Source organism: Beduini massiliensis (assembly GCF_000829905.1).
GTDB lineage: Bacteria > Bacillota_I > Bacilli_A > Erysipelotrichales > Coprobacillaceae > Beduini > Beduini massiliensis.
This window is the reverse complement of sequence record NZ_CDPP01000004.1, coordinates 148,538-173,062: the sequence shown is the minus strand read 5'-3', so window position 1 is coordinate 173,062 and position 24,525 is coordinate 148,538. Positions and strand designations below refer to the sequence as shown.

At 37.0% G+C, this 24,525-nt stretch carries 38 protein-coding genes and 1 other annotated feature; of the genes, 31 read left to right on the top strand and 7 right to left on the bottom strand.

What is annotated here, in order from left to right; translation table 11 throughout:
• Positions 1-27 precede the first annotated feature (27 nt).
• The 16 genes from BN1225_RS14730 (at position 28) to obgE (ending at position 9,872) form a co-directional block, all read left to right on the top strand.
• Positions 28-174, top strand: a complete 147-nt coding sequence (locus tag BN1225_RS14730; RefSeq protein WP_156133047.1) for a hypothetical protein — start codon at positions 28-30, stop codon at positions 172-174.
• Between the two features lie 114 nt (positions 175-288).
• Positions 289-447 carry a hypothetical protein gene (locus BN1225_RS14835; RefSeq protein WP_187117533.1) on the top strand — a complete coding sequence of 53 codons (159 nt, stop codon included), beginning with the start codon at positions 289-291 and terminating at the stop codon, positions 445-447.
• 68 nt (positions 448-515) lie between these two features.
• The gene (locus tag BN1225_RS04675; protein ID WP_041138644.1) at positions 516-902 is read left to right on the top strand and encodes an SPOR domain-containing protein; all 387 of its coding nucleotides are present in this window, start codon (positions 516-518) and stop codon (positions 900-902) included.
• Positions 899-1,573 carry a RadC family protein gene (gene radC / locus BN1225_RS04670; protein WP_041138643.1) on the top strand — a complete coding sequence of 225 codons (675 nt, stop codon included), beginning with the start codon at positions 899-901 and terminating at the stop codon, positions 1,571-1,573. The genes BN1225_RS04675 and radC overlap by 4 nt, the downstream gene beginning before the upstream one ends.
• Positions 1,574-1,667: 94 nt before the next feature.
• Positions 1,668-2,465 carry a ChbG/HpnK family deacetylase gene (locus BN1225_RS04665; protein ID WP_041138642.1) on the top strand — a complete coding sequence of 266 codons (798 nt, stop codon included), beginning with the start codon at positions 1,668-1,670 and terminating at the stop codon, positions 2,463-2,465.
• Positions 2,466-2,601: 136 nt separating this feature from the next.
• Positions 2,602-3,453 (top strand): rod shape-determining protein MreC, encoded by an 852-nt coding sequence (gene mreC, locus BN1225_RS04660; protein ID WP_041138641.1) that lies wholly within the window; start codon positions 2,602-2,604, stop codon positions 3,451-3,453.
• Positions 3,446-3,964 (top strand): hypothetical protein, encoded by a 519-nt coding sequence (locus tag BN1225_RS04655; protein WP_147585173.1) that lies wholly within the window; start codon positions 3,446-3,448, stop codon positions 3,962-3,964. The genes mreC and BN1225_RS04655 overlap by 8 nt, the downstream gene beginning before the upstream one ends.
• Positions 3,961-4,545, top strand: a complete 585-nt coding sequence (locus BN1225_RS04650) for a septum site-determining protein MinC (RefSeq protein WP_052466343.1) — start codon at positions 3,961-3,963, stop codon at positions 4,543-4,545. The genes BN1225_RS04655 and BN1225_RS04650 overlap by 4 nt, the downstream gene beginning before the upstream one ends.
• Before the next feature lie 4 nt (positions 4,546-4,549).
• Positions 4,550-5,335 carry a septum site-determining protein MinD gene (minD, locus tag BN1225_RS04645; protein WP_041138640.1) on the top strand — a complete coding sequence of 262 codons (786 nt, stop codon included), beginning with the start codon at positions 4,550-4,552 and terminating at the stop codon, positions 5,333-5,335.
• Positions 5,328-6,230 (top strand): hypothetical protein, encoded by a 903-nt coding sequence (locus BN1225_RS04640; protein WP_041138639.1) that lies wholly within the window; start codon positions 5,328-5,330, stop codon positions 6,228-6,230. The genes minD and BN1225_RS04640 overlap by 8 nt, the downstream gene beginning before the upstream one ends.
• On the top strand, positions 6,217-6,795 hold the full coding sequence (locus tag BN1225_RS04635) for a peptidoglycan DD-metalloendopeptidase family protein (protein ID WP_041138638.1): 579 nt from the start codon (positions 6,217-6,219) through the stop codon (positions 6,793-6,795). Before BN1225_RS04640 ends, BN1225_RS04635 begins: the two co-directional genes overlap by 14 nt.
• Positions 6,770-7,471, top strand: coding sequence for a site-2 protease family protein (locus BN1225_RS04630; protein ID WP_041138637.1), 702 nt, complete (start codon positions 6,770-6,772; stop codon positions 7,469-7,471). The genes BN1225_RS04635 and BN1225_RS04630 overlap by 26 nt, the downstream gene beginning before the upstream one ends.
• Positions 7,472-7,520: 49 nt before the next feature.
• Positions 7,521-7,589, top strand: a sequence feature (ribosomal protein L21 leader region).
• A 19-nt stretch (positions 7,590-7,608) separates the two neighbouring features.
• Complete coding sequence (gene rplU / locus BN1225_RS04625; protein ID WP_041138636.1) at positions 7,609-7,917, top strand: 50S ribosomal protein L21; 309 nt, start codon at positions 7,609-7,611, stop codon at positions 7,915-7,917.
• Positions 7,918-7,919: 2 nt separating this feature from the next.
• Positions 7,920-8,234, top strand: a complete 315-nt coding sequence (locus BN1225_RS04620; RefSeq protein ID WP_041138635.1) for a ribosomal-processing cysteine protease Prp — start codon at positions 7,920-7,922, stop codon at positions 8,232-8,234.
• A 3-nt stretch (positions 8,235-8,237) separates the two neighbouring features.
• Positions 8,238-8,522, top strand: a complete 285-nt coding sequence (rpmA, locus tag BN1225_RS04615) for a 50S ribosomal protein L27 (protein ID WP_041138634.1) — start codon at positions 8,238-8,240, stop codon at positions 8,520-8,522.
• 60 nt (positions 8,523-8,582) lie between these two features.
• Positions 8,583-9,872 (top strand): GTPase ObgE, encoded by a 1,290-nt coding sequence (obgE, locus tag BN1225_RS04610; RefSeq protein WP_041138633.1) that lies wholly within the window; start codon positions 8,583-8,585, stop codon positions 9,870-9,872.
• Between the two features lie 121 nt (positions 9,873-9,993).
• Here obgE and BN1225_RS04605 read toward each other — a convergent pair whose 3' ends face one another.
• The 5 genes from BN1225_RS04605 to BN1225_RS04585 form a co-directional block, all read right to left on the bottom strand.
• Entirely contained in the window at positions 9,994-10,401 is a 408-nt protein-coding gene (locus BN1225_RS04605) for a VOC family protein (protein ID WP_041138632.1), read from the bottom strand.
• 47 nt (positions 10,402-10,448) lie between these two features.
• Positions 10,449-11,282 carry a helix-turn-helix domain-containing protein gene (locus BN1225_RS04600; RefSeq protein WP_041138631.1) on the bottom strand — a complete coding sequence of 278 codons (834 nt, stop codon included), beginning with the start codon at positions 11,280-11,282 and terminating at the stop codon, positions 10,449-10,451.
• Between the two features lie 112 nt (positions 11,283-11,394).
• Positions 11,395-11,637 carry a zinc ribbon domain-containing protein gene (locus BN1225_RS04595; RefSeq protein WP_041138630.1) on the bottom strand — a complete coding sequence of 81 codons (243 nt, stop codon included), beginning with the start codon at positions 11,635-11,637 and terminating at the stop codon, positions 11,395-11,397.
• A 53-nt stretch (positions 11,638-11,690) separates the two neighbouring features.
• On the bottom strand, positions 11,691-12,587 hold the full coding sequence (locus BN1225_RS04590) for a helix-turn-helix transcriptional regulator (RefSeq protein WP_041138629.1): 897 nt from the start codon (positions 12,585-12,587) through the stop codon (positions 11,691-11,693).
• Positions 12,588-12,627: 40 nt separating this feature from the next.
• Positions 12,628-13,350 carry an XRE family transcriptional regulator gene (locus BN1225_RS04585; RefSeq protein WP_052466341.1) on the bottom strand — a complete coding sequence of 241 codons (723 nt, stop codon included), beginning with the start codon at positions 13,348-13,350 and terminating at the stop codon, positions 12,628-12,630.
• A 192-nt stretch (positions 13,351-13,542) separates the two neighbouring features.
• Here BN1225_RS04585 and BN1225_RS14725 point away from each other — a divergent pair, with 192 nt between their 5' ends.
• Positions 13,543-13,698: a hypothetical protein gene (locus BN1225_RS14725; protein ID WP_156133046.1), complete on the top strand. Its 156-nt coding sequence runs from the start codon at positions 13,543-13,545 to the stop codon at positions 13,696-13,698.
• A 44-nt stretch (positions 13,699-13,742) separates the two neighbouring features.
• Here the strand turns inward: BN1225_RS14725 and def are convergent, their stop codons facing one another.
• Both def and BN1225_RS14330 read right to left on the bottom strand, forming a co-directional pair.
• Positions 13,743-14,312, bottom strand: coding sequence for a peptide deformylase (gene def, locus BN1225_RS04580; protein WP_041138627.1), 570 nt, complete (start codon positions 14,310-14,312; stop codon positions 13,743-13,745).
• A gap of 52 nt (positions 14,313-14,364) precedes the next feature.
• Positions 14,365-14,571, bottom strand: a complete 207-nt coding sequence (locus BN1225_RS14330) for a sporulation protein YjcZ (protein ID WP_074434799.1) — start codon at positions 14,569-14,571, stop codon at positions 14,365-14,367.
• Positions 14,572-14,685: 114 nt separating this feature from the next.
• Between BN1225_RS14330 and BN1225_RS04575 the strand changes: the two genes are divergently transcribed.
• The 14 genes from BN1225_RS04575 to pyrE all read left to right on the top strand — a co-directional run bounded on the left by BN1225_RS04575 (position 14,686) and on the right by pyrE (position 24,346).
• A complete protein-coding gene (locus tag BN1225_RS04575) occupies positions 14,686-14,952 on the top strand; it encodes a UPF0223 family protein (RefSeq protein ID WP_041138626.1) in 267 nt (88 codons plus the stop codon).
• Complete coding sequence (locus BN1225_RS04570) at positions 14,949-16,157, top strand: FtsW/RodA/SpoVE family cell cycle protein (protein ID WP_041138625.1); 1,209 nt, start codon at positions 14,949-14,951, stop codon at positions 16,155-16,157. The genes BN1225_RS04575 and BN1225_RS04570 overlap by 4 nt, the downstream gene beginning before the upstream one ends.
• Positions 16,158-16,190: 33 nt before the next feature.
• On the top strand, positions 16,191-16,520 hold the full coding sequence (ylbD, locus tag BN1225_RS04565; protein ID WP_041138624.1) for a spore coat protein YlbD: 330 nt from the start codon (positions 16,191-16,193) through the stop codon (positions 16,518-16,520).
• Positions 16,517-16,726: a YlbE-like family protein gene (locus BN1225_RS04560; RefSeq protein ID WP_197066534.1), complete on the top strand. Its 210-nt coding sequence runs from the start codon at positions 16,517-16,519 to the stop codon at positions 16,724-16,726. Before ylbD ends, BN1225_RS04560 begins: the two co-directional genes overlap by 4 nt.
• 8 nt (positions 16,727-16,734) lie before the next feature.
• Positions 16,735-17,097: a YlbF/YmcA family competence regulator gene (locus BN1225_RS04555; protein WP_041138623.1), complete on the top strand. Its 363-nt coding sequence runs from the start codon at positions 16,735-16,737 to the stop codon at positions 17,095-17,097.
• Positions 17,088-17,642, top strand: coding sequence for a 16S rRNA (guanine(966)-N(2))-methyltransferase RsmD (gene rsmD / locus BN1225_RS04550; protein WP_041138622.1), 555 nt, complete (start codon positions 17,088-17,090; stop codon positions 17,640-17,642). Before BN1225_RS04555 ends, rsmD begins: the two co-directional genes overlap by 10 nt.
• Before the next feature lie 3 nt (positions 17,643-17,645).
• Positions 17,646-18,134, top strand: a complete 489-nt coding sequence (gene coaD, locus BN1225_RS04545) for a pantetheine-phosphate adenylyltransferase (RefSeq protein ID WP_041138621.1) — start codon at positions 17,646-17,648, stop codon at positions 18,132-18,134.
• A 198-nt stretch (positions 18,135-18,332) separates the two neighbouring features.
• Complete coding sequence (locus tag BN1225_RS04540; protein WP_041138620.1) at positions 18,333-19,208, top strand: aspartate carbamoyltransferase catalytic subunit; 876 nt, start codon at positions 18,333-18,335, stop codon at positions 19,206-19,208.
• On the top strand, positions 19,201-20,472 hold the full coding sequence (locus BN1225_RS04535; protein WP_041138619.1) for a dihydroorotase: 1,272 nt from the start codon (positions 19,201-19,203) through the stop codon (positions 20,470-20,472). The genes BN1225_RS04540 and BN1225_RS04535 overlap by 8 nt, the downstream gene beginning before the upstream one ends.
• Positions 20,473-20,482: 10 nt before the next feature.
• Positions 20,483-21,238: a dihydroorotate dehydrogenase electron transfer subunit gene (locus tag BN1225_RS04530; protein ID WP_041138618.1), complete on the top strand. Its 756-nt coding sequence runs from the start codon at positions 20,483-20,485 to the stop codon at positions 21,236-21,238.
• A complete protein-coding gene (locus BN1225_RS04525) occupies positions 21,231-22,151 on the top strand; it encodes a dihydroorotate dehydrogenase (protein ID WP_041138617.1) in 921 nt (306 codons plus the stop codon). Before BN1225_RS04530 ends, BN1225_RS04525 begins: the two co-directional genes overlap by 8 nt.
• Positions 22,144-22,854, top strand: coding sequence for an orotidine-5'-phosphate decarboxylase (pyrF, locus tag BN1225_RS04520; RefSeq protein ID WP_041138616.1), 711 nt, complete (start codon positions 22,144-22,146; stop codon positions 22,852-22,854). The genes BN1225_RS04525 and pyrF overlap by 8 nt, the downstream gene beginning before the upstream one ends.
• A gap of 2 nt (positions 22,855-22,856) precedes the next feature.
• Positions 22,857-23,717 carry an MBL fold metallo-hydrolase gene (locus tag BN1225_RS04515; RefSeq protein WP_041138615.1) on the top strand — a complete coding sequence of 287 codons (861 nt, stop codon included), beginning with the start codon at positions 22,857-22,859 and terminating at the stop codon, positions 23,715-23,717.
• Positions 23,714-24,346 carry an orotate phosphoribosyltransferase gene (gene pyrE, locus BN1225_RS04510; RefSeq protein ID WP_041138614.1) on the top strand — a complete coding sequence of 211 codons (633 nt, stop codon included), beginning with the start codon at positions 23,714-23,716 and terminating at the stop codon, positions 24,344-24,346. Before BN1225_RS04515 ends, pyrE begins: the two co-directional genes overlap by 4 nt.
• The last annotated feature ends 179 nt before the right edge of the window (positions 24,347-24,525 follow it).

Below are 24,525 nucleotides of genomic sequence, written 5' to 3'. Positions count from 1 at the left end.
AAAAGTGGGGAAGGAAAGGAGGAAAACATGAAAGAATTAAATCTACAGCAGATGCAGGAAGCTGACGGAGGATTTTTTGAAATTTTTGCTGTGTTGGCTTGCAGTTACTTGTTTTATCAGTACATGTGTGAACGCGGTTATTTCAAAGCTCAAGATTTTGGGAGATGGCTGTAATGAAAGAATTAAAGAAAGAAGAACTGTTCACTTTAAATGGGGGATCAGGTCATGTCTTTTTTGAAACAATTTGGTTGATTTTAAAACGCTGTGTTTATTTTAGGGGGTGAAACAATGAATGAGTTATCTATGAATGATATGGAAGCCATTGATGGCGGTGGTTTTTTAACGTATATTCTATATATCGCTATTGGTGGGGCTATCTATAAGATTATCACCTCAAATGCCGGACGTCTTTCAATCCCAAATATCATTTCGATTGAGTGGCGCTAAATGATTTTTAGCTTTTATTCAGCATATTCTCTTTTTTCTGTTCATAGAGTATAGGGGAGGAATAAAAGATGATTAAAAAAAGAAGATTCGTCGTATTCATGGCAGCCGTTCTCACCATTGTTTTTGGCAGTTTGTATGTCGTGGCATGCAAACAGTTTGTTAAGCAGTATAATCAAACCTTCTATGTAGTACAGGTAGGTGCCTTCTCCACCCAGGATAATGCGGATGAGATGGTCACCAAACTGCAAAGTAACGGACATACCCCCTATACTTATAAGAAGGATGGATTGATTTATGTATTAAGTTGTTTATCAACCGATGAGCAGGAAATTTCCAATGAAATGCAGTCTCTTAGCAGTCAGCAGATTTCAAATGTGAAAAGAGATTACACATATACGGGCAGTGCGCCATTATCTGTGGATACGATGCTTGCCTTTTTAGAGGGAAACGGATGATTATCAGAGAAATGGCAAACAGTGATCGGCCACGTGAAAAAGCTTTGCATTTTGGCATAGAGTCGCTTTCTCACGTGGAATTGCTGGCTTTGCTGATTCGTTGTGGGACGAAAGAAGAATCTGCATTGATGCTGTCACAGCGCATCATTAACGAAGCAGGGGGCTTTAATCAGCTCGTTTTGATTACTTTATCAGACCTCATCGAGATTAAAGGCATCAAGCAGGCAAAGGCGTTAGAAATTTTAGGCTGTATTGAATTGGCAAAACGCTTGCAGCAGATTAAATTTACTGAGAGCACAACGGTGCAAACTGCACGAGAAGTCTATGAATACATTGGTGCTAAACTAAAATTTGAACAGCAGGAAAAATTTTATGCTTTATTTCTAAATACAAAGAATCAGATCATTAAAGAAAAACTGCTTTTTATCGGAACTTTGAATATGAGTATCGTTCATCCACGTGATATTTTTAAAGAAGCCGTTTTAAGTAATTGTGCCGCAGTGATTTGTGTACATAATCATCCAAGTGGTAATCCCACCCCTTCAAAAGAAGATATTATCATGACAAAAAAATTAGTAGAGATTGGTGAAATGATGGCAATCCCTATTTTAGATCACATTATTATCGGTCAGGAAAACTATTACAGTTTAAAGGCGAATCATTTGATGTGACAGATTTGCCATGGCAGATGTGGCATTTTAATGTATTGAGTGCAAACAGATTCGAGTGCTACCATTATAATAGATAGAAAGTGAGGGAAAAAGGATGAAATTAATTATTCAATCAGACGATTATGGAATTACTGAAGCTGTAGCCTGCGGTATTATTAAAGGAATTAAAGAAGGGGTAATCAAATGTACTGGGATGTTCACCAATATGCCTTCTTCTAAAAAAGCGGCAGAGATGATCAAAGAATGCCCTGATGTATGTTTAGGGATTGATCTTAATCTAGTAGCCGGGAAACCATGTGCTGACCCTAGTAAAGTACCATCATTAATCAAAGAAAATGGCTATTTTTACTCTTCACGTGAAAGAAGAGCGATGGATGAAAAATGTGAAAATCATGATCATTTAAGTGCTCATTTAGATGAAGTGATGATTGAGGCGGAAGCACAGATTGAAAAATTTATTGAATTAAACGGCAAACTGCCGGAATATTTACATGGACATGCTTATTCATCTCCTACTGTTTTTAAAATGCAGGATGCGATGATGGAAAAATATGGTGTCGGAACAAGTCGTGGATTCATGGAATGCAATCATATCGATCGTGGAAGCAACAGTTGGTATACAGTTCCTTTTGGAATTGAAGACCAAATGAAAACAGATACGAAAGACTTTATTATTCATGATAAAATGGGAATTTTAAACAGTGAATACGGAGCGATTATATCGCATTGTGGTTATGTAGATGCGCCATTATTTGATGTATCTTCATTTACAATCATTCGTACAAAAGATTTAGCGGCAATGCTCAGTGATGAGGTAAAACAATGGATTAAAGATAATCAAATCGAATTGATTACTTATCGTGATTTGCCAAATCACCCATTAAAAAAATAATAGTTTAGAAGCAGTGATCGGATCATTATCATCCTCACTGCTTTTTATTTTGGGAAAATAAGTTAATTATAAAAAATATTTTATTTTAGAGGGACTATGGTATAATATAGAATTGAATGAATGAGAGGTACGGGCGATGAGAGAAAGAAAGAAAGCAATACAAAAAAAGATATTATGGGCAATCGTTATTGGGATTATGACATTGTCTTTTGTGGGACTGTTTTTTGGCAGAAAGAATACTGCTTTTGAACAAGTGCTGAAAGAAACGTTTCAATCTATTGAATATTATTGTATTAAACGTCCATTGCAATTCTTTTCTGACTTGAAAGATGAGTATGTCTCAATGCGAAATGTGTATGAAGAAAATGAGCGTTTGCGTGCAGCTTTGGATGATTATGCTGCGGTTTCCGGACAAAATGAAATACTTACGAAAGAAAATCAAGATTTAAAAGACTTAACCGGAATAGAAAATCTGCCAACCGATTTCAAGGCAAAGAATGCTTCGGTGATTTCCCGTGATGTGGAAAGTTGGAATAATAAATTAATGATCAGTGTCGGGTCTCAAAACGGTATTGAAGAAGGACTGGTAGTCATGAGCAGCAGTGGAATGATCGGAAAGATTACCTCTGTCAGTGAATTGACATCAACCGTGACCTTGCTGACTTCTGAAAATAATGCTTCTCAGGTACCGATCATGATAAAAAAGAAAGATTCCGAAGAATATGCTTATGGCATGCTGAAAGAATATGATGTAGAAAAGAAATGTTTTGTCATTGATATGATCGAACAGATCGAGGTAGAAATCGGAACCGAAATCTTTACTTCCGGTTTAGGGGGGATTTCTCCGCGAGGGATTCTCATCGGCTATGTCGAAAGCCATATAGTTCCTGAAGATCAAATCTTACCGAAGATATACGCAACACCTTCCAGCAGTTTTAATGACTTAAATTATGTAACTGTCCTGCAAAGGAGTGATGCAGGTGAATAGTAAACATTTTCCCCGTATACTCCTTCTTTGGCTGGCATTCATGCTGGATAGTGTACTGAGTTTCTTTCTCCCTTTTGATTTTACCAAGTCAAGTCCGATGCTGATCAGCTGTATGGGACTGATGATGTTTACCTTGATTAATAATGAACTTAAAGATGAAGAATATCTGCCTTATGCGGTAATAGCGGGGGGCTACTATTCTATTTTATATGCCGATTCTTTGTTTATTTATATTCTCATTTATTGCGTGGTGGCCTATTTTGGACGTAAATATATGAAATATTCTTCTTATTCTTTCATAGAATCATATATTTTTATTTTTTCGACAATAATCTTTCAAGAGGTTGTGATATATATAATGATGATCATATCACAGGTAACCAAACTGGGTGTCTTGAAATATCTGACTCTGCGATTATTGCCGACTTTAGTATTAAATTCGATCCTGTTTGTTTTCGTGTTTTATGGTTATAAATGGATATCACGAAAATTTCAGGAGAAGAGCGTATGAATGTAAAAATTAAGGGAATCAATGATTATTTGTATTTTGAACTTAATGAACAAGTTCAGTTTAATTGCATATTGGAAGACTTAAAAAGCATTTTGGATTCTTTGCCGAAAACGACACACGGCTATTTTCCGAAGGCTTTTTTTGATTTAAAGAGCCGAATTTTATCGAATAAAGAAATGTGTTGTCTACTCGACATGCTTTATGGCAGTCAAAAAGTATTGTTTGGCGGCATCAAGGAACAGCTTGAAGGACGTACGATGAAATTAGTTGAAAAAGATATTTACAACGGAGAAGTAATAGAGGCTGATAATCAGGATTTATTAGTCATCGGTAATGTTCATGTCGGAGCGATTGTACGCGGAAATAAGAATATTTATATTATTGGAAAAGTAGAAGGTGCGATTGAAGCCTTGGCAAAAGATTCAACAATCAACCTTTCTAGTGCTAATCATGCAAGAATCAGCATTTTTAATCGATTATGGCAAGATGTGACAATCTTCACTTTATCATTATTCTATTATAAAAATGATCAAATCCATATGTTAGATCAACAATACATAAATAAAAATAGTAGGGGGTAAAAATATGGCTAAGACAATAGTAGTAACTTCAGGAAAAGGTGGTGTCGGAAAAAGCAGCGTAAGTGTCAATCTAGCCTACGCATTAAGCGAGCATAATTATAAAGTCTGTCTGATCGATGCGGACTTTGGCTTAAAAAACCTGGATGTAATGCTGGGTCTGGAAAACAGAACATTGTATGACATGCAGGATGTAATCGATGGAAAATGTACCATTGAACAGGCTTTAGTAAAGGATAAACGTTATAAATCATTATCTTTATTACCGGCATGTAAGTCACTGCAGTTTGAAGATATTAACAGCGATCATATGAAAAATATTATCAATGTCATAAAAAAAGATTTCGATTATATCATCATTGATAGTCCGGCAGGAGTGGAAAAAGGATTCAATTATGCTATCTCACTTGTGCAAGAAGCGATTCTTGTGGTTAATCTAGATATTGCCAGTCTTCGTGATGCGGATCGTGTAGTAGGCTTATTGATGAAAGAAGGCGTTCATAATATTTCGATGGTCATCAATAAAGTGAATCAGGAGGATATTGAAAAACAGCGTTCACTCAATATTGATGACGCTAAAGAAATTCTGTCTTTACCGATTTTAGGTATCGTGTTTGAAGACCATTTGATGATTGAGGCAAATAATAAAGGGGTTCCGTTGTTTATGAACAAGCAATCGGATATCCATCGTTGCTTTATGAATATTGTAGGAAGAATAGAAGGAAAAAGCATTCCATTTGCCACACTCAAAAAGCAAACTTTCTTGAAGAAACTATTCAAGATACATGCATAAATATAATCAGTACGTTTATTTACTGATTAATGGTGCTTTGCTTTTTCTCTTATTATGTGTTGGGTATTTATTAAGTCCACTCTTTACAACGCTTTTTTCTACTTTGTTTAAAGTATTAAGCCCCTTTGTTTTTGGCTTTATCTTAGCATCCCTGATTTATCCGGTGATTGCGCATATTCATTCCAAAGTATTAAAGATGCTTGTGATATTACTTATCTATTTAGGATTGGTATTTGCCTTTGTCACTTGTATCCTGGTGACATTACCACATCTGATCAATGATTTTTATCGCTTCTTGGCATTTTTCCATATTGATCTATTTAAGATGAATAAGCAGGTATTTACATCCTTGCAGTTGTCTTCGCAAGTTTTAATGGGCATCATGAATGCCGCTGTTATCAGTTTGTTTTATCTCTTTGATGAAGGAATGGTGGCAAAAATTTATTACCGCATTCCTCATCATAATAAATTATTGAGCCGTTATTATGATTTTATTGAATACTTCTATGCCCTTGTTCTTCATATTCTTATTCGACTGGGGCTGGTTTTATTACTGATGCTTGCGATTAAGCAGCCTTACGCATTAATTATCAGTTTATTGGGAATTGTTTCCTTGATCCCAATCGTCGGTAATATTATCTTTTATGGAATTATGGTCTTATGCTTGGTGTATAATCCGATCATTTTAATTCCCTTATTGTTGTTGGCACTTTTTGATCTGTACTTTTATCGTACCCATCGTTATAATCTCTTAAAAATGCTGGTGGTTTTTATCGCATTGAGGATTATTAATATATATTTGGTCGTATTTACCTTACCTGTCTATTTTATGGTGATAGAAACAAAGAAATCATCATATATTATAGCAGGGGAGGAAGACCATGAACGACGTTGATTATATTAAACACAGAATGAAAGCCAGAAAAGTTCGGCGATTGAATGACAATCATTTTAAACATTTTTACAATTACATGGTCAAAGTAATGATAGCGATCATGATCGGTATTGGCGTCATGACCTATTTTAAAGTTTGGCCGGAGCAAACCGTTATCAAAAAATTTATTATGGAAGATTTAAACGTGAATGCCTTAGTACAAAATATCTCTGCTTATTTCAGTCCTTTTTTTGGCAAGAAAGAAGAAGCGGTACCTGTTGCCAATGTGAGTGAGTATCAACTGCTAGACAAGAACTATTATAAGAGCGGCAGTAATCAGGTATCTATTCTTTGTGAAGGGACAGTCATTTATAAAGGACATCAGGATATTTTAAAAGATTATGTCATCATTCAGGGGATTAATGGACTAAAGATTACGTATGGCTGTATCCAAGATTCAAATCTTAATTTATATGATTATGTACATGCCGGAGACACGATCGGTGTTTACGATAAGCAGTTTATTATGATCTTTGAATATGATAATAAGGAAATTACTTATGAAGAAGCTAAGCAGATGCTTTAAAGTTCATCCGGTGACGTTCATTTATTTTTTGATTGCTTTGCAAGTGGGATATTTTAAGAACTATTTAATTATTTTTTCAATCGTTTTATTCCATGAAATGTGTCATCTGCTGATGGCATATTTTTTTAACTTTAAGTTAGGGAAAATGACGTTGCTGCCATTTGGTGCTTACTTGGAAATTCTTTATTATGGTAACTATCATGTATTAAAAGAACTGTTGGTCAGTATCATGGGACCATTAAGCCATATTATTATTTGGGCAGCTTTACTTTATTTGAAGCCATATTTAGGGGCAAGTACATTCCATTATGCTTTACAGTTTAACTTTTTGATGCTGCTTTTTAATCTGCTGCCGCTGTATCCGTTAGATGGCAGTAAGGTTGTCCTGATCGGGTTGTCCTTTATATTTCCTTATAAGCTTACTCTATATTTGACCGGTATTTTGTCGGTGATCTGTTTAAGTCTGTTATGCGGGTATTATTTAGGAGTGGAAGTTCTTTTAATCTATGCTTATCTTTGGTTGCAGCAAATTCTTTATTTTAGGCGAATCGAAGAAATCTATACTCAGCTGTTAATGCTGCGCAATCAGTTTGTTCATTACAAACACATCAAATGGAATAAAGGATACTCGATTTATCGTCCATATTTCAATATTTATTTAAAAAAAGAAGAATAAAAGATTGAAAATAAAATGATTTTATGCTAACATATGAAATGTTGTAGACCTCTAGCTACAACCGCACATATAAGGTATTAAAGCTTAGCTGCCTTTGTTGGCGAGTCTTAGAGAAAATTATAGGAGGTGCGAAATTAATGTACGCAGTAATTGAAACAGGTGGAAAACAATTAAAAGTTGAAGCTGGACAAGCGATCTTTGTAGAAAAATTAGATGTTAATGAAGGTGACGTTTATACTTTTGATAAAGTATTATTCGTTGGTGGAGATGACACAAAAGTGGGGGCTCCTTATGTTGAAGGGGCTACAGTTCAAGCTAAAGTAGAAAAACACGGAAAAGATAAGAAAGTGATTGTCTACAAATATCAACCTAAAAAACATTACCACAAAAAACAAGGTCATCGTCAACCTTATACTAAATTAATCATCGAAGCTATCAATGCTTAATCATGATTAAAATCATTGTTGAAAAAAAAGAAGATAAAATAAGTCGACTGACTATTACGGGTCATGCTTTATTTGAAAATCGTGGGAAAGACATCGTTTGTGCTGGTGTGAGTGCTGTCGCAATCGGTGGAATTAATGCGATTCACGAATTTGGTTTGATTGACTATTGTGACTATACCGTAGAAGAAGGGCGTGTCGACATGTTAATAAAGGATTGTTTACATATGGAATTGCAAGTGATACTAGAGACACTTCATATTCAGTTGAAAACAATCGAAGAAAGTTACTTTGAGTATATATCTATCCAGGAGGTGTAACGCATGTTATTAAAATTAGATTTACAGTTATTCGCTTCTAAAAAGGGAGTTGGGTCAACTAAGAATGGTCGTGACTCTGAATCAAAAAGATTAGGAGCTAAATTAGCAGATGGACAGACTTGTACAGCTGGGTCTATCATTTATAGACAAAGAGGTACTAAAATTCATCCGGGTACAAATGTAGGTAAAGGTGGAGATGACACTTTATTTGCAAAAGTAGACGGTGTGGTTAAATTTGAAAGATTAGGTAAAAAGAAAACTAAAGTTTCAGTATATCCAGTTGCTTAATTAAAATCCCTAAAGGGATTTTTTTGTTAAAATTGTGAATAATGAAATTGAGGTGAAATCATGCAATTTATTGATAAAGCAAAAATATATGTAGAAGCCGGAAGCGGCGGAGATGGAGTTGTTGCCTTCAGACGTGAAGCTCATGTGCCAAGAGGCGGTCCTGCCGGTGGTGATGGAGGACGTGGCGGAAGTATTATCTTTGAAGCCACAACTTCTTTATCGACGTTGTTGGATATCCGTTTTAAACGTGAATATCGTGCACGCAACGGTGCTAATGGTATGGCGAAGAAAATGGCAGGTGCCAGCGGTCAGGATATGATCGTGAAAGTACCGGTTGGAACAATGTTAATTAATGAAGATACAGGAATGACGATTGCCGATTTAACAACAGATAAACAGCGAGTTGTCTTAGCTAAAGGCGGACGTGGCGGACGTGGGAATGCTCGTTTTGCTACCAGCCGTAATCCTGCACCGACAATCTGTGAACGTGGAGAACCGGGAGAATCCTTTAATGTCATCTGCGAATTGAAGCTGTTAGCGGATGTAGGGCTTGTGGGATTCCCATCAGTTGGGAAATCTACCTTATTATCGGTTGTTTCTCGTGCAAGACCGGAAATAGCAGATTACCATTTTACCACGATCGTACCTAATTTAGGTGTGGTTCAGGCAAAAGACGGGCGTTCTTTTGTCATGGCAGATTTACCCGGATTAATCGAAGGTGCCAGCCAAGGCAAAGGATTGGGTCATCAGTTTTTGCGCCATATTGAAAGATGCCGTGTTATTGTGCATGTGATTGATATGGGAGCAAGCGAAGGACGCGATCCAATAGAAGACTACCGTATTATTAATGACGAATTAGCTGAGTATAAATATCGTTTGTTAGAACGTCCTCAAATTATCATCGCCAATAAGATGGATATGGAGGGTGCTCAGGAAAACTTAGAACGTTTTAAAAAGGAAGTTGGAGAAGATGTCGAAATCTTCCCGATAAGTGCGATTACTCATGAGGGATTGGATCTGCCGATTTATCGTATTGCCGATTTATTGGCACAAACACCGGAATTCCCTATGGACGAAGAAGAAATTCAGGAAAAGAGTGTTCTATATACGTTCGAAGGAGACTCACAACCAGAATTCAATATTCATAATTTAGGCAATGGCATCTGGGAAGTGACCGGAGAAAAGATCGAAAAAATCGTGGCGATGACCAGCTTTGTTTCTGATGACTCGTTTAAGCGCTTTGCTTTAAAAATGCGTAATTTAGGCTTAGATGAAGCTTTGCGTGTAGCCGGTGCAGAAAATGGGGATACGATTCGCATCTTAGATTTTGAATTTGATTGGATGGATTAAGAGGAAGCAATTCCTCTTTTTTATTGGTAAATGAGAAGTTTATCTTGGGTAAAAATAAAAAACGCAAATTGCAAATACAAATTATGTATTCGCTTTTGCGTTTTTTTGTCTATAAAGATGTTTAAACACCACTGGCATCATTTAATTCAAATAGATTGCCTTCAGGATCTCTAAAATAAGTACAGCGCATTCCCCATTCTTCAATATACTGTGGTTCTCCCAAAAAAGAAACGCCGGCGGCTTTTAAACGCTGATAGTCTCCATCTAAATCAAGGCTTGGAATGACAGCAGTAATAGTATCTGGCTGCTTTAACGTTTCCGGCTGCGTATAACCTTGAAACATGGGCATATTATCTCCGGAAAAAATGGCAAAGCATGGCGGTGTGTCACTGCTTATGGCAAAAGAAGTATAAGGGCCGTTTCGATCGCCCCAAACAGGACAGAGTCCTATTTTTTGTGTGTAAAAGTCAAAGCATTCCCCGTAGTCTTTTCTTACTAGAATACGAATGGTAGTTTCATTAAATTTCATCTTGATTTATCCTTCTTTCTATATGTTTTACATCTTCTATTATAGAATCAATATTTCGCTATTTCATTGTAAAAATCGGACATATGCTCTCTATATTCCTGTGGAGTGATACCGCAAACAATCTTAAAATCCTTCACAAAATGAGAAACATCATAATACTGTAGTTTTTCGCATACAAAGGCTAAAGAGTACGATGTTTGATTCAATAAATCAATAGCTTTATTGATACGAACTAATCGTGAGAAAGCTTTCATACTCATTCCTAAATATATATTAAACAGCCGATTCAAGTGACGAGAACTATAAAAAACACAGTTGGAAATTTCAGAAGACGTGATCATTCCTTGTGTTTGAATGATGGATATTAGTGCTAGCGCAAGTTCGTTTGGGTACAGTAATTGAATATGGGATAATAGTTTCTTTTCTACCGCGTTTAATAATCCCTCGGCAGATGAGGACGTGATAAGAAGGTGTCGAAGGGACTGATCGAGCGTGTCATCGATGGAAGAAAAAGGGATAGTTTTATCGGTAAGCGTCTTTTGATTAATTTTAGTGAATGGGAAGAATCCAGCCGGCTGAAATTCAATAATGAAAATTATATCATAGGTATTTGCAATAGCTCCCACTTTTTGGGGCTGAGTAGTCGGACCGAATAATAAACTATGGAGTCCGTTTGCATTATGAAAAAAGACGAGAGTCACACTCCCATGGGGCATAATCGTGTATGCATCCGAAATCATCTTTTTACTAGGGAAAGTAATGGTGAAATTGGAAATAAGATTGCTTAGGGATTCATTAGGCAAGACATAAGCAAAATCTTCCCCACACGAAAGAACGGTACGATGGCTGCTGAGTTTTTTTAAGCTGTTTTTATTAATCATGACGGAACACCTTTCTTATGAATATCTATGTACAGAATATCATAACTGCCATGAATTTAAAATGTGTATAAAAAAAGATCTATCTGGCGATAAACCCTTCTTGTTTAAATGATTATGCTTTCCATCGTTTTAAATGAGGAAAGAATTCCTGCATCATTTTTCTGGCTTCTTCAGGTTTCATGTCTTTCATCATCGGAACACAAAATTCGATCATTTCTTCCATGGTGCATTCTTGAGTGAATTTTCCCTCCGCATAACAATATTTACAATAGTCTTGATTTAAACTTCCATCCTCATTTGTTCCTAATACTTCATTTGTAAGCGGCATTCCACAGCTTTGGCAAAATTTTTCCATTGTCTTGCTCTCCTTTCATTTACAAGTTCATTATACAATGGATAACCTGACAACTAGCTGTCATATTTATGACGAATGTCTTCGATTATTTTTAGTAGACCTTCTTTGATTTCTAAAGGTGCGAGCACGGTGACCTGATCCCCAAAAGATAAAAGATAGCTATAGACCCATTGTCTATTCTCCAAGTCAATTTCCATAATCATGCTTCCGTCTTCGAGCGGCTGAACATTGCTGTATTCATCACGGATTCGAAAAGCAGCTTCCGGTTCAAATTTTAAAGTCAGATGAATGCTCTCTGTATTGGTCTGCTGATGTACTTGCGGCAAAGCATCTTGATGATCTTTTTCAAAATGTTCCTTAGTGGTAATCAAATCTTCCATGCGATTCAATTTAAAGTAGCGATAGTCCTCGCGCATACGACAATAGGCATACAAATACCAGTCCTGATATTTAAAGATTAATCGGATCGGTTCTACGGTTCGACGGCTTTTTTCTCCGTTATTGTTGTAATAGGTGAAGGTTATCCTCTGTTTTGAAAGAATCGCTTCTTTTAATTGATGGAAAAAGTCATTGCCTTGCTGATTGCTCCAACTGTTAAAATCAACCTCGATCCAAGTGCTTTGCTCCTGTTGGAAAAAATGGCTGAGTTTATCCATGATTTGTTTTGATGCTGAATGATCTAAGCGACGAATACATTCAATCGCAGTTAAAATTTCACTTTGTTCTTCTTTGGACAGATACGTCTTATTTAAAATAAAATTATCTAACAGACCGATGCCGCCGCCTTTGCCTTGCATAGTGTAAACAGGAATGCCTGCCATATTTAAGGTGTCAATATCACGATAGATAGTACGGGTTGATACTTCAAAATGTTCTGCCAGTTCAACGGCAGTGACATTCTTTTTATTCAATAAGATATAAACAATTTCAAACAAACGGCTAATATGCATAAAATCACCTCTTTTTCTATTCTAACATAAAAGTCATCAGCTAAGCTAATGACTTATCATAAGACCCAATGACTTTTCCTACACAAGTTATATTCATTGAGGAAGTAAATTGTATATCCGGATAATCAGGATTGTGAGAGATGAGTTTCTTTTTTCCTAACTCTTTCACAAAAGCTTCTCCATCGATGATAAATAATCCTTTTTCTCCTAGAAGAATCTGATTTTGTTTTTTGATTAGTAAAATTTCACCATCAAAATAAGTGGGCTCCATACTATGTCCGTTAACCCCTATGGCAAAATCTGCATTACAGGTTTCATCAACAGAGATACTTTCGCTGGGGATGCCATCAAATAAGTATTCTCCGCTGCCGCAGCTGGCTAGCCGAGGATAACAGTCAATGTAACGTTGCGGAATAGAAACGACCGGATCCACAATCAATGGTGCGTCGGATACTCGACGTGACATTTCTTTGTCTAAGATGAAATCAATCATTTCCTGTCCGGCTTTTTCTATCTTTCGATACTTTTGAATAAGGGCTTGTTCTGCAATGGTAAGCTGCAGTGTCGCAAATGCACTTTCGCAAAAATAATTGGCATCTACTTCTAAAATCCAGCATAGTTTTTCAATCATATCAAAATCCGGCTTACTCAATCCTTTTTCCCAGTTGCTGATGGTCGTATTTTTTATATTCAGCATTCGTGCCAGTTCGGACTGCTTTAACTGTTTATTTAATCGGGCACTTTTAAGTTTATCTCCAAACATCATGTCACTTCCTATCTAATAGCATTATATCATGATTGATGTATTTTACAATATAAAATCCATATTATATGTAATATTTTGGATAAATCCATTGACAATGGATGGAATATGAATTAATATGTAGATAGTTCAAGAAAAATGAAAATAAATTATATAAATACATTGTAAATGGAATTAAAGGAGAGATGAAGTATGTTGAGTGAAGCACAGCAGTTATTATTATTTGTTATTGTGGGGGTTGTCTTGTTACCGGTATTTTTATCGGCGGTGAATTGGCGTAATGTGAAATATTTGATTCGGGGGCAGGTCATGGTGATTGCCCGTAATGTTTATTTCAGATTAAGATAAAAGAGTGAAAACGAAAACGGTACTTCTCACAGTACCGTTTTTGTCTATTCAATTTCCATTGCGTTTGGCTGTGCCATGAATGGATGATCTTTATTTATGTAGTCATAAAAAAGTTTCCCGTCAAAGTGATCCAATTCGTGTTGGTACACGATTGCGTTGTACCCTCTGGCAACAATAGTGACCTCTTGTTTTGTCAATTCATCATAGCCTTTGATGGTGACTTTTGCGTGGCGATGGACATAACCTTCATGTTCATTTAATACAGACAGACATCCTTCTCCGGCTTTTAAATAGGCCATTTTTGGTGTATAAGAAACAATTTTAGGATTGACTAAGGCGTAGGCTTCTTTCTTGATAACATTTCCATCTTCATCATAATCTTGGATCAAGATGGCACACATTCTTTTAAGGACGCCTAATTGAACGGCGGCAATGCCCACTCCGGGTCGTAATCCATATTTTTCGGCAATTTCATCATCTTGCGAATTTTCCAAGTATTCATACATAGATAAAATTAAGTCGTGATCTTCTTTTGATAAAGGAAGAGGGACTTCTTGAGATTTTTGTCTTAGAAGCTCATGGGAATCATCTAAGATATCTTTCATTGTTAACACATTTATCACCCCGTTCCCATTTTAACAAATAAAAACTGCTAAGGGAAGCCCCTTAGCAGATTTTAGTACAACCACAGATGATTAATAATAAGAAAACAACAAGGACGATTGCAAACCAGCTACTACCTCCGCCGAATCCGCCGCATCCGCCACCGAATCCTCCACATCCGCCACCACATCCATAAGATACAGGGTAGAAAGAGCAAGGATTGCAGTAGCTTTGGCATCCACAACCAGTGTAATTATATCCACAGTTCATATTGTTCCCTCCTTTCATCATATCATATTCGCTATCCAATAAAATGTTTGGATATTAGCCCAAATTACTTTATTCAATTTATATTTTGTAGTAAAATAAAAACGGGTGATTAAAATGGACTATGAATATCCTTTTGAGAATGACTGGTCAATGGAGGAAATTGTGACGGTCATCTCTTTTTATAACTGTATTGAAAAAGCTTATGAAGAAGGCATTGCACGCGATGAACTGATGAATGGTTATCGTGAATTTAAGAAAGTGGTGGATTCTAAGGCACTGGAAAAACAATTAGATCAGCAGTTTAAAGCAGCTTCCGGTTATTCGATTTACGAAACGATGAAGCAGGCTAAAGAAAATGATTTGATAAGGATGACGTTATGAAGCGCTATAAATCGCAAGATCGTTTGATCTTTTTGGCGATTACCGTACTTTCTATTTTAGGGATTGTGATGGTCGGTTCTGCATCTATCGGAGCAGCGACGACAAACGGGAGTACATGGGCGATTACCAATATCATTAAACAGTTAGTCTTTTGTTTAGTGGGATTGTTTTTGATGATTGTGATTTCGCGTTTATACAACAGTGCGATTATTAACCGCCGTACTTGGGGGATTGTCTATGTAGGCATCATTGGTCTGCTTTTATCCTGCCTCTTGTGGAGTGCAGAAAAGGGGACACAGGCATGGATTCGCGGACTCCCTTTTGGTATCACTATTCAGCCATCAGAATTTTCAAAGATTATTTTAGTATTGATTTTAGCGTATCTGTTAGTGGATATGCCAAAAAAATATCGTTTGAAGCATCCGACGACTTATCGTAGTTTGCAAAGCTATGAGAATGCCTTGAAAATGCGTCGTATTCACTGTATTTATAAACCGTTGTTTGTGGTGCTGGTTGCCATTGCGGTCATTGCTTTAATACAAAACGATACAGGAACAGCAGTTATTACTTTAGCGATTTGTCTTGCCAGTTTCTTTGTGGCCAAGGAACGTATTTATACGAAAGTACAGAATTTAATGCTGATTGGAGTTATTGTTGTGATCGTAACATTACCGCTTTGGTATAACTTTATCATTAAAGGATATATGGCAACGCGTTTCCAAACTTGGCTCAATCCATTATCGGATGTGACCAATTCGTCACAGCAGGTGGCTAATGCCCTGATTGCGATTACCAATGGCGGCATCTTTGGGGTTGGTTTGGGGAATTCCACCCAAAAGTTTGGTTATATTCCCGAAGCACACAATGACTTTATATCAAGTATTATATTAGAGGAATTGGGATTGATCGGATTAGCGCTGATCTTGATTCCTTATATGATCATTATTTATCGCTTATTAAAATATGCAAAACGTGCCAGTGACCCTAAGACAACGATTGTCTTGACCGGAATCGCTTCCTATTTCTTTTTGCATTTGTTTATTAATCTTGGCGGAGTATCGGGATTGATTCCAATGACCGGTGTGCCTTTGCTGTTCGTCTCTTCCGGAGGATCAAGTACAATGGCAGCCTTCGTTGCCATCGGGGTGGCCCAGGCTTTAATATCAAAAGAAAATAAAATCGCAGAAATGAAGTCACAATCTTAATCTTCTTGAATATATTAGATTAGGTGATAGAATATGGCGAATCTTGATGAATTCAAACAGTTCGTAAGAACGATTCCAGGAATCAGAAATGAAGTGCTGGACGGGCATTATACCTGGCAGCAGCTTTATGAAATTTATACAATTTACGGTGAAAAAGATAAAGTATTTGAACGTTATGTAAATGAAACAAAAGAAAAAGATCAGTCTTTGGACTTATCGAAATTAATGTTTATTTTAAAAAATATTGATCTGGATGCAGTGAGCAGAAGTTTGGATGGTGTACAGAAGTTATTGAATATTGTCGTGAAAATGAACGATAAGGAAACGGATGAAAATTCATTTTATAAGGATCGTCGTTTATGAGACATGCGTTATTCTATGAATTAATGCAAAATAATGCTTATATGGCGTATATTCGGACACATCCTAAATGGTATAAGCTGCTTTATCGTCATCCGGAGATGATGAAAGAATTTATAGAAGAATATAAAATTGAAAACAAACTGACATTTACAGATAAAATCGATAAAATGAGTTTGCTTTTACAAATGGTTGAAATGATGATGTAGGAGAATGTATGGAAGAAATGCTGGACGAATTGATCGAAGCGATTTGCCTCGATCCCACGTATACTAAATTTAAAGAATGTGAACAAAGATTGCCGCAGGAAGAATTGCTGCTTATAGAATATCGTCGAGTATTGGACGAATATCAGCAGATGAAGCAATATGCTCAGCATGTTGATATTTCCTCTACAAAAGAAAAGCTGAAAACGGTGCAGAAAGCAATGAATGAGTCAAAGATTATTCAGGACTACTATGCTTCCTATCATCAGCTTAACGATTTTCTGTCTGTTTTGACGGACTTGATCTTTCAAGATTTATCAAAAGACTTATCGACCTCTCCCTATTCCATGAAGCAGGTGAAATCATGCGGGTAATTGCGGGAAAATATAAAAGTCGCAGCTTGCAGACGATCACGTCTTCTTCAACACGACCGACAACGGATAAAAACAAAGAAAATTTATACAATATCATTGGTCCGTACTTTAACGGCGGCAATTGTTTAGATCTTTTTGCCGGATCCGGGGGACTGGGAATAGAGGCTTTGTCAAGAGGAATGGAGTGTCTTTACAGTGTCGATAATAACTATCGTGCGTACACGATTATTAAAAAGAATATTGAAACTTTAAAAATGAATGAAGAAACACATGTTTTAAAAAGTGATTATCGCAAGGCAATCGATAAATTAAGCAAAGATGCCATCACTTTTGATCTAGTGCTGCTAGATCCGCCATACGGTAAAAAGATCATTCAGCCGTTATTAATGAAATTGCAGGAATTAAAATTATTAAATGAAGGATGCATCGTAGTGTGTGAAGACTTGAAGGAAGAAAGCTTTGAAGAAACGTATCTTTCTTTGAGAAGGATTAAGCAGGTGAGTTATGGGATCACTGCTTTACATATCTACCAATTTGAGGAATAAACGATGAGAAAACATACAATTGGGGTTTATGCCGGAACATTTGATCCGGTAACAAACGGACATATTGACATTATTGAAAGAGCGAGCCGTCTCTACGATCAGCTCTATGTGACGATTTTTGAAAACATTGCTAAAAATAAATTGTTTACATTAGAAGAAAGACTGTCTTTTTTACGTGGGGCTACTAAAGATTTGGATAATGTGATTGTGGATTCCAGTGATTTGTTAGCAGTGGAATACGCTAAAAATGTAGGGGCAACGGTTCTGGTCAGGGGACTAAGAGCTACAACGGATTTTGAATATGAATTACAGATGGCTTTCACAAATCAGTTTTTGGATGAATCGATCGAGATGGTATTTTTAATGACCAAGTCTCAGCAGTCTTTTATTTCATCCTCATCCGTAAAGGAAATTGCCTCTTTACAGCATGATGTGAGTGAACTGGTTCCGCCATGTGTTAATACTGCACTAAAGGAAAAATATAAACGTTAAGCAGCTGAAATATCGGCTGTTTTTTTATTCCTTGAAATAAATCATAGATTATGTTGAAAAAGCAAGTAATTTTTGATAAAATTAATTGGGTAAAGAAACCCCGTTAAAGAAGTGGGTATAATAAAATAGAACAATCGATCTGTTTGATACCTGCTGAAGGTATTTTTTTTGTATAAAATAAGACAAAGGAGAGAGACGATGAAAAATATTGTAAATTTAGAGTATTTAACCAATGAAGAAATTTATGAAATATTAGATGAGGCAGATGCCTTTGCAAAAGGTAAGAAAGTAGACTATCAAGGTAGTAAGTGTATCGCTTATCTTTTTTTTGAACCTTCAACCAGAACTCATTATAGTTTTGAAAAAGCTGCTTTGAATCTGAACTGTAAAACACAGAATCTGGATATTCAAAATTCAAGTGTTCTTAAAGGAGAATCTCTCTATGATACGGTTCGATTCTTCGAGTCTATCGGAAGCGATGCAGTAGTCATCCGTCATCCAGAAAACGATTATTATAAGCAATTAATTGGGAAAATCAATATTCCGATTTTAAGTGGGGGTGATGGAACCGGACAGCATCCAAGCCAGTCCTTGTTGGATTTACTGACAATTCGTCAGGAATTCGGCAGTTTTGAAGGCTTAAAAGTGGTGATCGTAGGAGATGTCCAGCATAGTCGTGTGGCACATACTAATTTCAAGATCATGGAGCGATTAGGCATGAGTGTCTATACATCAGGACCACTTGAATATAAAGAAGAGGGAATGAATTATGTGGATTTTGATGAGATTATTCCCCAAGTCGATGTCGTCATGCTGCTGAGGGTACAGCACGAGCGTCACACTTCAAATATGAGTTTAAGCAAAGAAGAATACCATCAGCAATATGGATTAAATCGTCAAAGAGTCGAAACCATGAAAGAAAATGCGATCATCATGCATCCAGCCCCATTTAATCGCAATGTTGAAATCGCAGATGATATCGTGGAATGTGAAAAAGCAAGAATCTTTAAACAAATGGAAAACGGGGTCTATGTCAGAATGGCATTGATCAATCAGGTATTAAAAGATGAATAAGATCTTATTTAAAAACGGGCTGGTATATTATCATCAAAAACTATCTCCATTAGATGTATTGGTCGAAGGAGATACTATCAAAGCGATTGAAGAAACAATCATTGACAAAGAAGCACAGGTCATTGATTTAAAAGGAAAATTGTTGACCCATTCTTTTATTGATATTCATGTTCATTTAAGAGAACCGGGATTTGAATATAAGGAAACCGTCGCAACCGGAACCAAAAGTGCTTTATATGGGGGATACAGTCATATTGTGGCAATGGCAAATACCTTGCCTTGTATGGATGATGAAGAAACGATTGAGCGATTCGAGCAAATTGTTGCTAAAGATGCCTGTGTGCATACTTACACATATTCAGCAATCACAAAAGGATTGGCTGGCAACGAATTAGTAAAAATGAAGGATAATCTGCATCGTGCCATTGTGGTAGGATTTTCAGATGATGGCAAAGGTGTACAAAGTGATGCCATGATGAACGCGGCTATGACAGAAGCGAAAGCCTTGCATTCTATTATTGTGGCACATTGTGAAGACGAAAGTGAATTAAAACCAGGTGGTTGTGTTCATGATGGACGTTATGCAAAAGAACATGCATTAATCGGGATTAATAATGAGAGTGAATTTAAACAGGTAGCACGTGACTTGGATATTGTCAGAACAGTACGCAACCGATATCACGTCTGTCATGTGTCGACTCGTCAAACAGTTGATTTATTAAGAAAAGCAAAAGCAGAGGGACTGCCTGTCAGCGGAGAAGTAAGTCCGCATCACTTAGTATTAACCGATGAGAATATTAAAAACTGTGATCCGAATTACAAGATGAATCCACCGCTTCGCTCTAAAGAAGACCGTGAAGCCTTAATAAGAGGATTGAATGATGGAACATTATCGGTTATTGCGACAGATCATGCACCACATAGCGATGAGGAAAAGGAGCGCCCTATTTCAAAAGCACCCTTTGGTATCATCGGGCTGCAGCATTGTTTCCCTCTTATTTATACCTATGTGGTAAAAACAGGAGAGACAACACTGGAAACCGTACTGGAAGCAATGAGCGTCACTCCGGCAAAAGTGTTGAATTTGCCTATTGAATTTGAAGTCGGAAGTAAGGCAAATCTTTGTGTCTTTGACTTAGAAGAAGAATTTATTATTAAAAAAGAAGATATTGTGTCAAAAGCAAGCAATACCCCATTTATCGGATATCCATGTTATGGTAAAATAAAATATAATATGATCGAAGGAAAACTAACAGAATTTTAGGAGGAAGAAAATGGAAAAGCAAGGAATGATGACGATCGTTTCCAATACGCCACTTGCTAAAGATGTGTATGAAATGGTGCTAAAAGGAGAGGCGGCTAAAAACATCAGCGCTCCCGGACAATTCATCAACATCAAATTGGATGACGGGCAAACGACTTATTTAAGAAGACCGATGTCGATTCATGATTATGATGAATCTCATATTACATTGGCATATAAAGTAGTGGGTGTGGGAACTGCAAAAATGAAGACGATGAAACCAGGAGAACAGCTTGACGTATTAGTAGGGCTGGGAAATGGCTTTAGTTTAGAACCGATTAAAAAAGCATTGATTATAGGGGGCGGGGTAGGTGTTCCGCCAATGTATAATCTCGCAAAAAAACTTGCTGCACAAGGAACAACCGTTATAACTGTCTTAGGTTTCAACAGTGCTTGTGATGTGTTTTATGAGGAAAAGTTTAAAGCCTTGGGAACAACGTATGTCTGTACCATGGATGGAAGCTATGGCGTTCAAGGGAATGTTGTAGATGTTATTAAAAAAGAAGGGATCGAATATGATCGCTACTATGCATGTGGTCCTGAAAAAATGCTGGATGCGCTTGTGTTGTTTGATGATGTGAATGGATATCTTTCATTTGAAGCCCGCATGGGATGCGGATTTGGAGCATGTATGGGATGTTCTTGTAAAGTGAAAACAGCACCTTATAAACGCATCTGTGTTGAAGGTCCAGTCTTAAAATCAAGTGAGGTGATCATTAATGAATAGATTAGCAATTCAATTACCGGGATTAAATCTTGAAAATCCAATTATTCCAGCCAGTGGAACCTATGGTTTTGGCTATGAATTCTCTCAGTTTTATGATATTGATTGTTTAGGAAGCATCATGATCAAGGGAACGACGATCGAGCCTCGTTTTGGAAATCCACTGCCTCGTATTGCCGAAGGGCGTGCTGGGATGCTGAATGCGATAGGACTGCAAAATCCCGGTGTGGATAAAGTCATGAGCGAAGAATTAGAAAAACTGCGTGTAGTATACCATCATAAAGTGATTGCCAATGTTGCCGGCAGCAGCATGGAAGATTATGTAGCTTGTGCCTCTAAAATCTCAACTCATGATATGGTAGGAGCATTGGAGTTAAACATCTCTTGCCCGAATGTGAAAGCGGGGGGAATTCAGTTTGGAACCGATCCACAGATGGCGGCTGATCTTACAAAAGCAGTCAAAGCAGTATCTAAGGTACCTGTTTATGTCAAGCTGTCTCCAAATGTGACGGATATTGTCGCGATGGCAAAAGCTGTAGAGGCGGCTGGTGCTGATGGTATCACAATGATCAATACATTGATCGGAATGCGCTTCGATTTAAGAACGGGAAAACCGATCATTGCCAATAAAACCGGAGGATATTCGGGACCGGCAATCTTCCCAGTTGCATTGAAAATGATTTATCAAGTATATCAGGCAGTAAAAATTCCGATTATCGGAATGGGGGGAGTCAGTGAAGCACGAGATGTAATTGAAATGATGAGTGCAGGAGCAAGTGCGGTGGCGGTAGGAAGTGCTAACTTAGTAGATCCATATGCATGTAAGAAAATTATTGATGCATTACCTGTCTTGATGGATGAATTAAATATAAAAGATTTGAAAGATATTATTGGAAGGAGCCATCAATATGACTGATAGCAAAGTAATTATTGCGTTAGATTTTAAAAGTAAACAAGAAGTGATCGATTTCTTAGACCGTTTTAAAAATGAAAAACTTTATGTAAAAGTGGGAATGGAACTTTTTTATGGACAAGGCATTGAAATGATCGAAGAAATAATAAAACGTGGGCATTCCATCTTTTTGGATCTAAAACTTCATGATATACCAAACACCGTTAAGAGCGCAATGCGTCAGTTGGCAGCATTAGGCGTAGATATGGTGAATGTTCATGCCTCAGGGTCAATAGCGATGATGAAAGCAGCCATTGAGGGCTTAAATGAAGGGGCACAAGGGAAAACAAGACCACTATGTATTGCCGTTACCTGCTTAACTTCATTAGATCAAACAGTCTTGGATGATGAATTGATGATTCATGAACCACTAGAAAAAGTGGTGCTGAAATGGGCTGAGAATGCAAAAGCGGCAGGATTGGATGGTATCGTCTGTTCACCTTTAGAATCAAAAATTGTTCATGAACATTTGGGCATGGATTTTGTTACGGTTACTCCGGGAATTCGTTTAGCAAGCGACAGTGCTGATGATCAAAAACGTGTGACAACACCAAAGTTAGCTCGTGAATTGACATCAAGTTATATCGTAGTAGGACGTACGATTACCGGGGCAAGTGATCCTGTAGCAACATATAAAGAAGTATTGGATCAATTTCAAGGGGCATAATCATGGCATTGAAATTAAAGCCATTAACTCAGCATGTGTATTGTTTAAGTGATCCGTTGGATCGTAAAAAGCCGCTATTAGTTTGTATCGCCGGTGATGATCAGCTTTTAATGATTGACGGCGGGGCCTCTATTCACCATATGGAAGCGATGTTAGCGGAAATAGAGCAAGATAATACATTGAATTCTCTTTCTAAATTAGGTGTAGTGAGCGATTGCCACTGGAATCATGTGTTTGGACTGCAGGTCTGTCATTTCCCTTATATTGCTCATAAGCAAGCAAAAGACACATTGGAGAAAATGGCGGCATGGGATTGGTCCGATGAGATGTTGGAGCAATATATCAAAGAGGATAAACTGCTTCCGAGTGAAGTTAAAGAAATCAAACGGGAGATGCCTGATCGCAGCGACTTGCATATTCAGGTTCCTTGTATCATGTACCGTCATCAGTTGGAATTGGACTTAGGAAATTTATCTTGTCTGTTAGAACATATTGAATCGGATCACAGTCCGGACTCTACAGTGGTGTATTTAAAGGAAGATAAAGTATTGGTAGTTGGAGATTGTATGAATTTTGGCATGCATTATACGACACCAAGTTATTCAAGACAGTTGTTTCATGTGATTGACATGTTGTTAGCGTATGATGCGGAATACTTTGTTTTTTCTTCGGAAAATAAGGTGTTGGATCGTAATGAATTTATTGAGCATTGTGAATATCTGAAATTGTTGGGGGCGACAGTTTCTCAGCATTATGATGATTTTGAAGCAATCGAAAATGAATTGGGAAGTATAAAAAAAGAAGATATTAAATATATTCATGCTTTTATTGAAGGATTAAAGAGAGGAAAAGGAATATTATGAAAAAATTAATTGCAAAAGATCTATTGGACATCAAAGCTGTGTTTTTACAGCCAAATGATCCCTTTACATGGGCATCAGGAATAAAATCACCGATTTACTGTGATAATCGTTTAACATTGTCTTATCCAAAAGTAAGAAAAGATATTGAAGAGGGATTGGCACAATTAGTGAAGGAAAATTATCCTGAAGCAGAATGTTTAATGGGAACGGCTACGGCAGGGATTGCTCATGCTGCATTGGCGGCTGAAATTTTAGGATTGCCAATGGGATATGTTCGTGGTGGAGCGAAAAAACATGGCAGAAATAACCAGATTGAAGGGGTGGTGACTCCGGGAATGAAAGTCGTTGTGGTGGAAGATCTTCTTTCTACTGGCGGAAGTTCAATCGAATGTGTGGAAGCATTGAGAGCAGCTGGGTGCGATGTAATTGGATTAGTAGCGATTTTTACTTACGGATTGCCGGCAGCTATCGAAAACTTTAAAAATGCGGATTGCAAGTTTGTTACATTAACAGATTATGATACTTTGATCCCGGTAGCGGTTGAACATCATTATATCAAAGAAGAAGATATGGAAAAATTAAAAGCATGGAAAGCAGATCCAAAAGACGAGAGTTGGATGGAAAAATAATAATTCGAGGACTGACATTTTAAAGAAATGTCAGTTTTTATTTTTATAGGCTAAGAAGATTTTATGCTTGAATTTGTTTCAAAAGTGTTAATTTTACTATAAATATATTATATTTAAACATATATTGTGTGAAAAAGCCTTGATTTTGTTATAAAATAATGTATGATATAGGTGAAAAT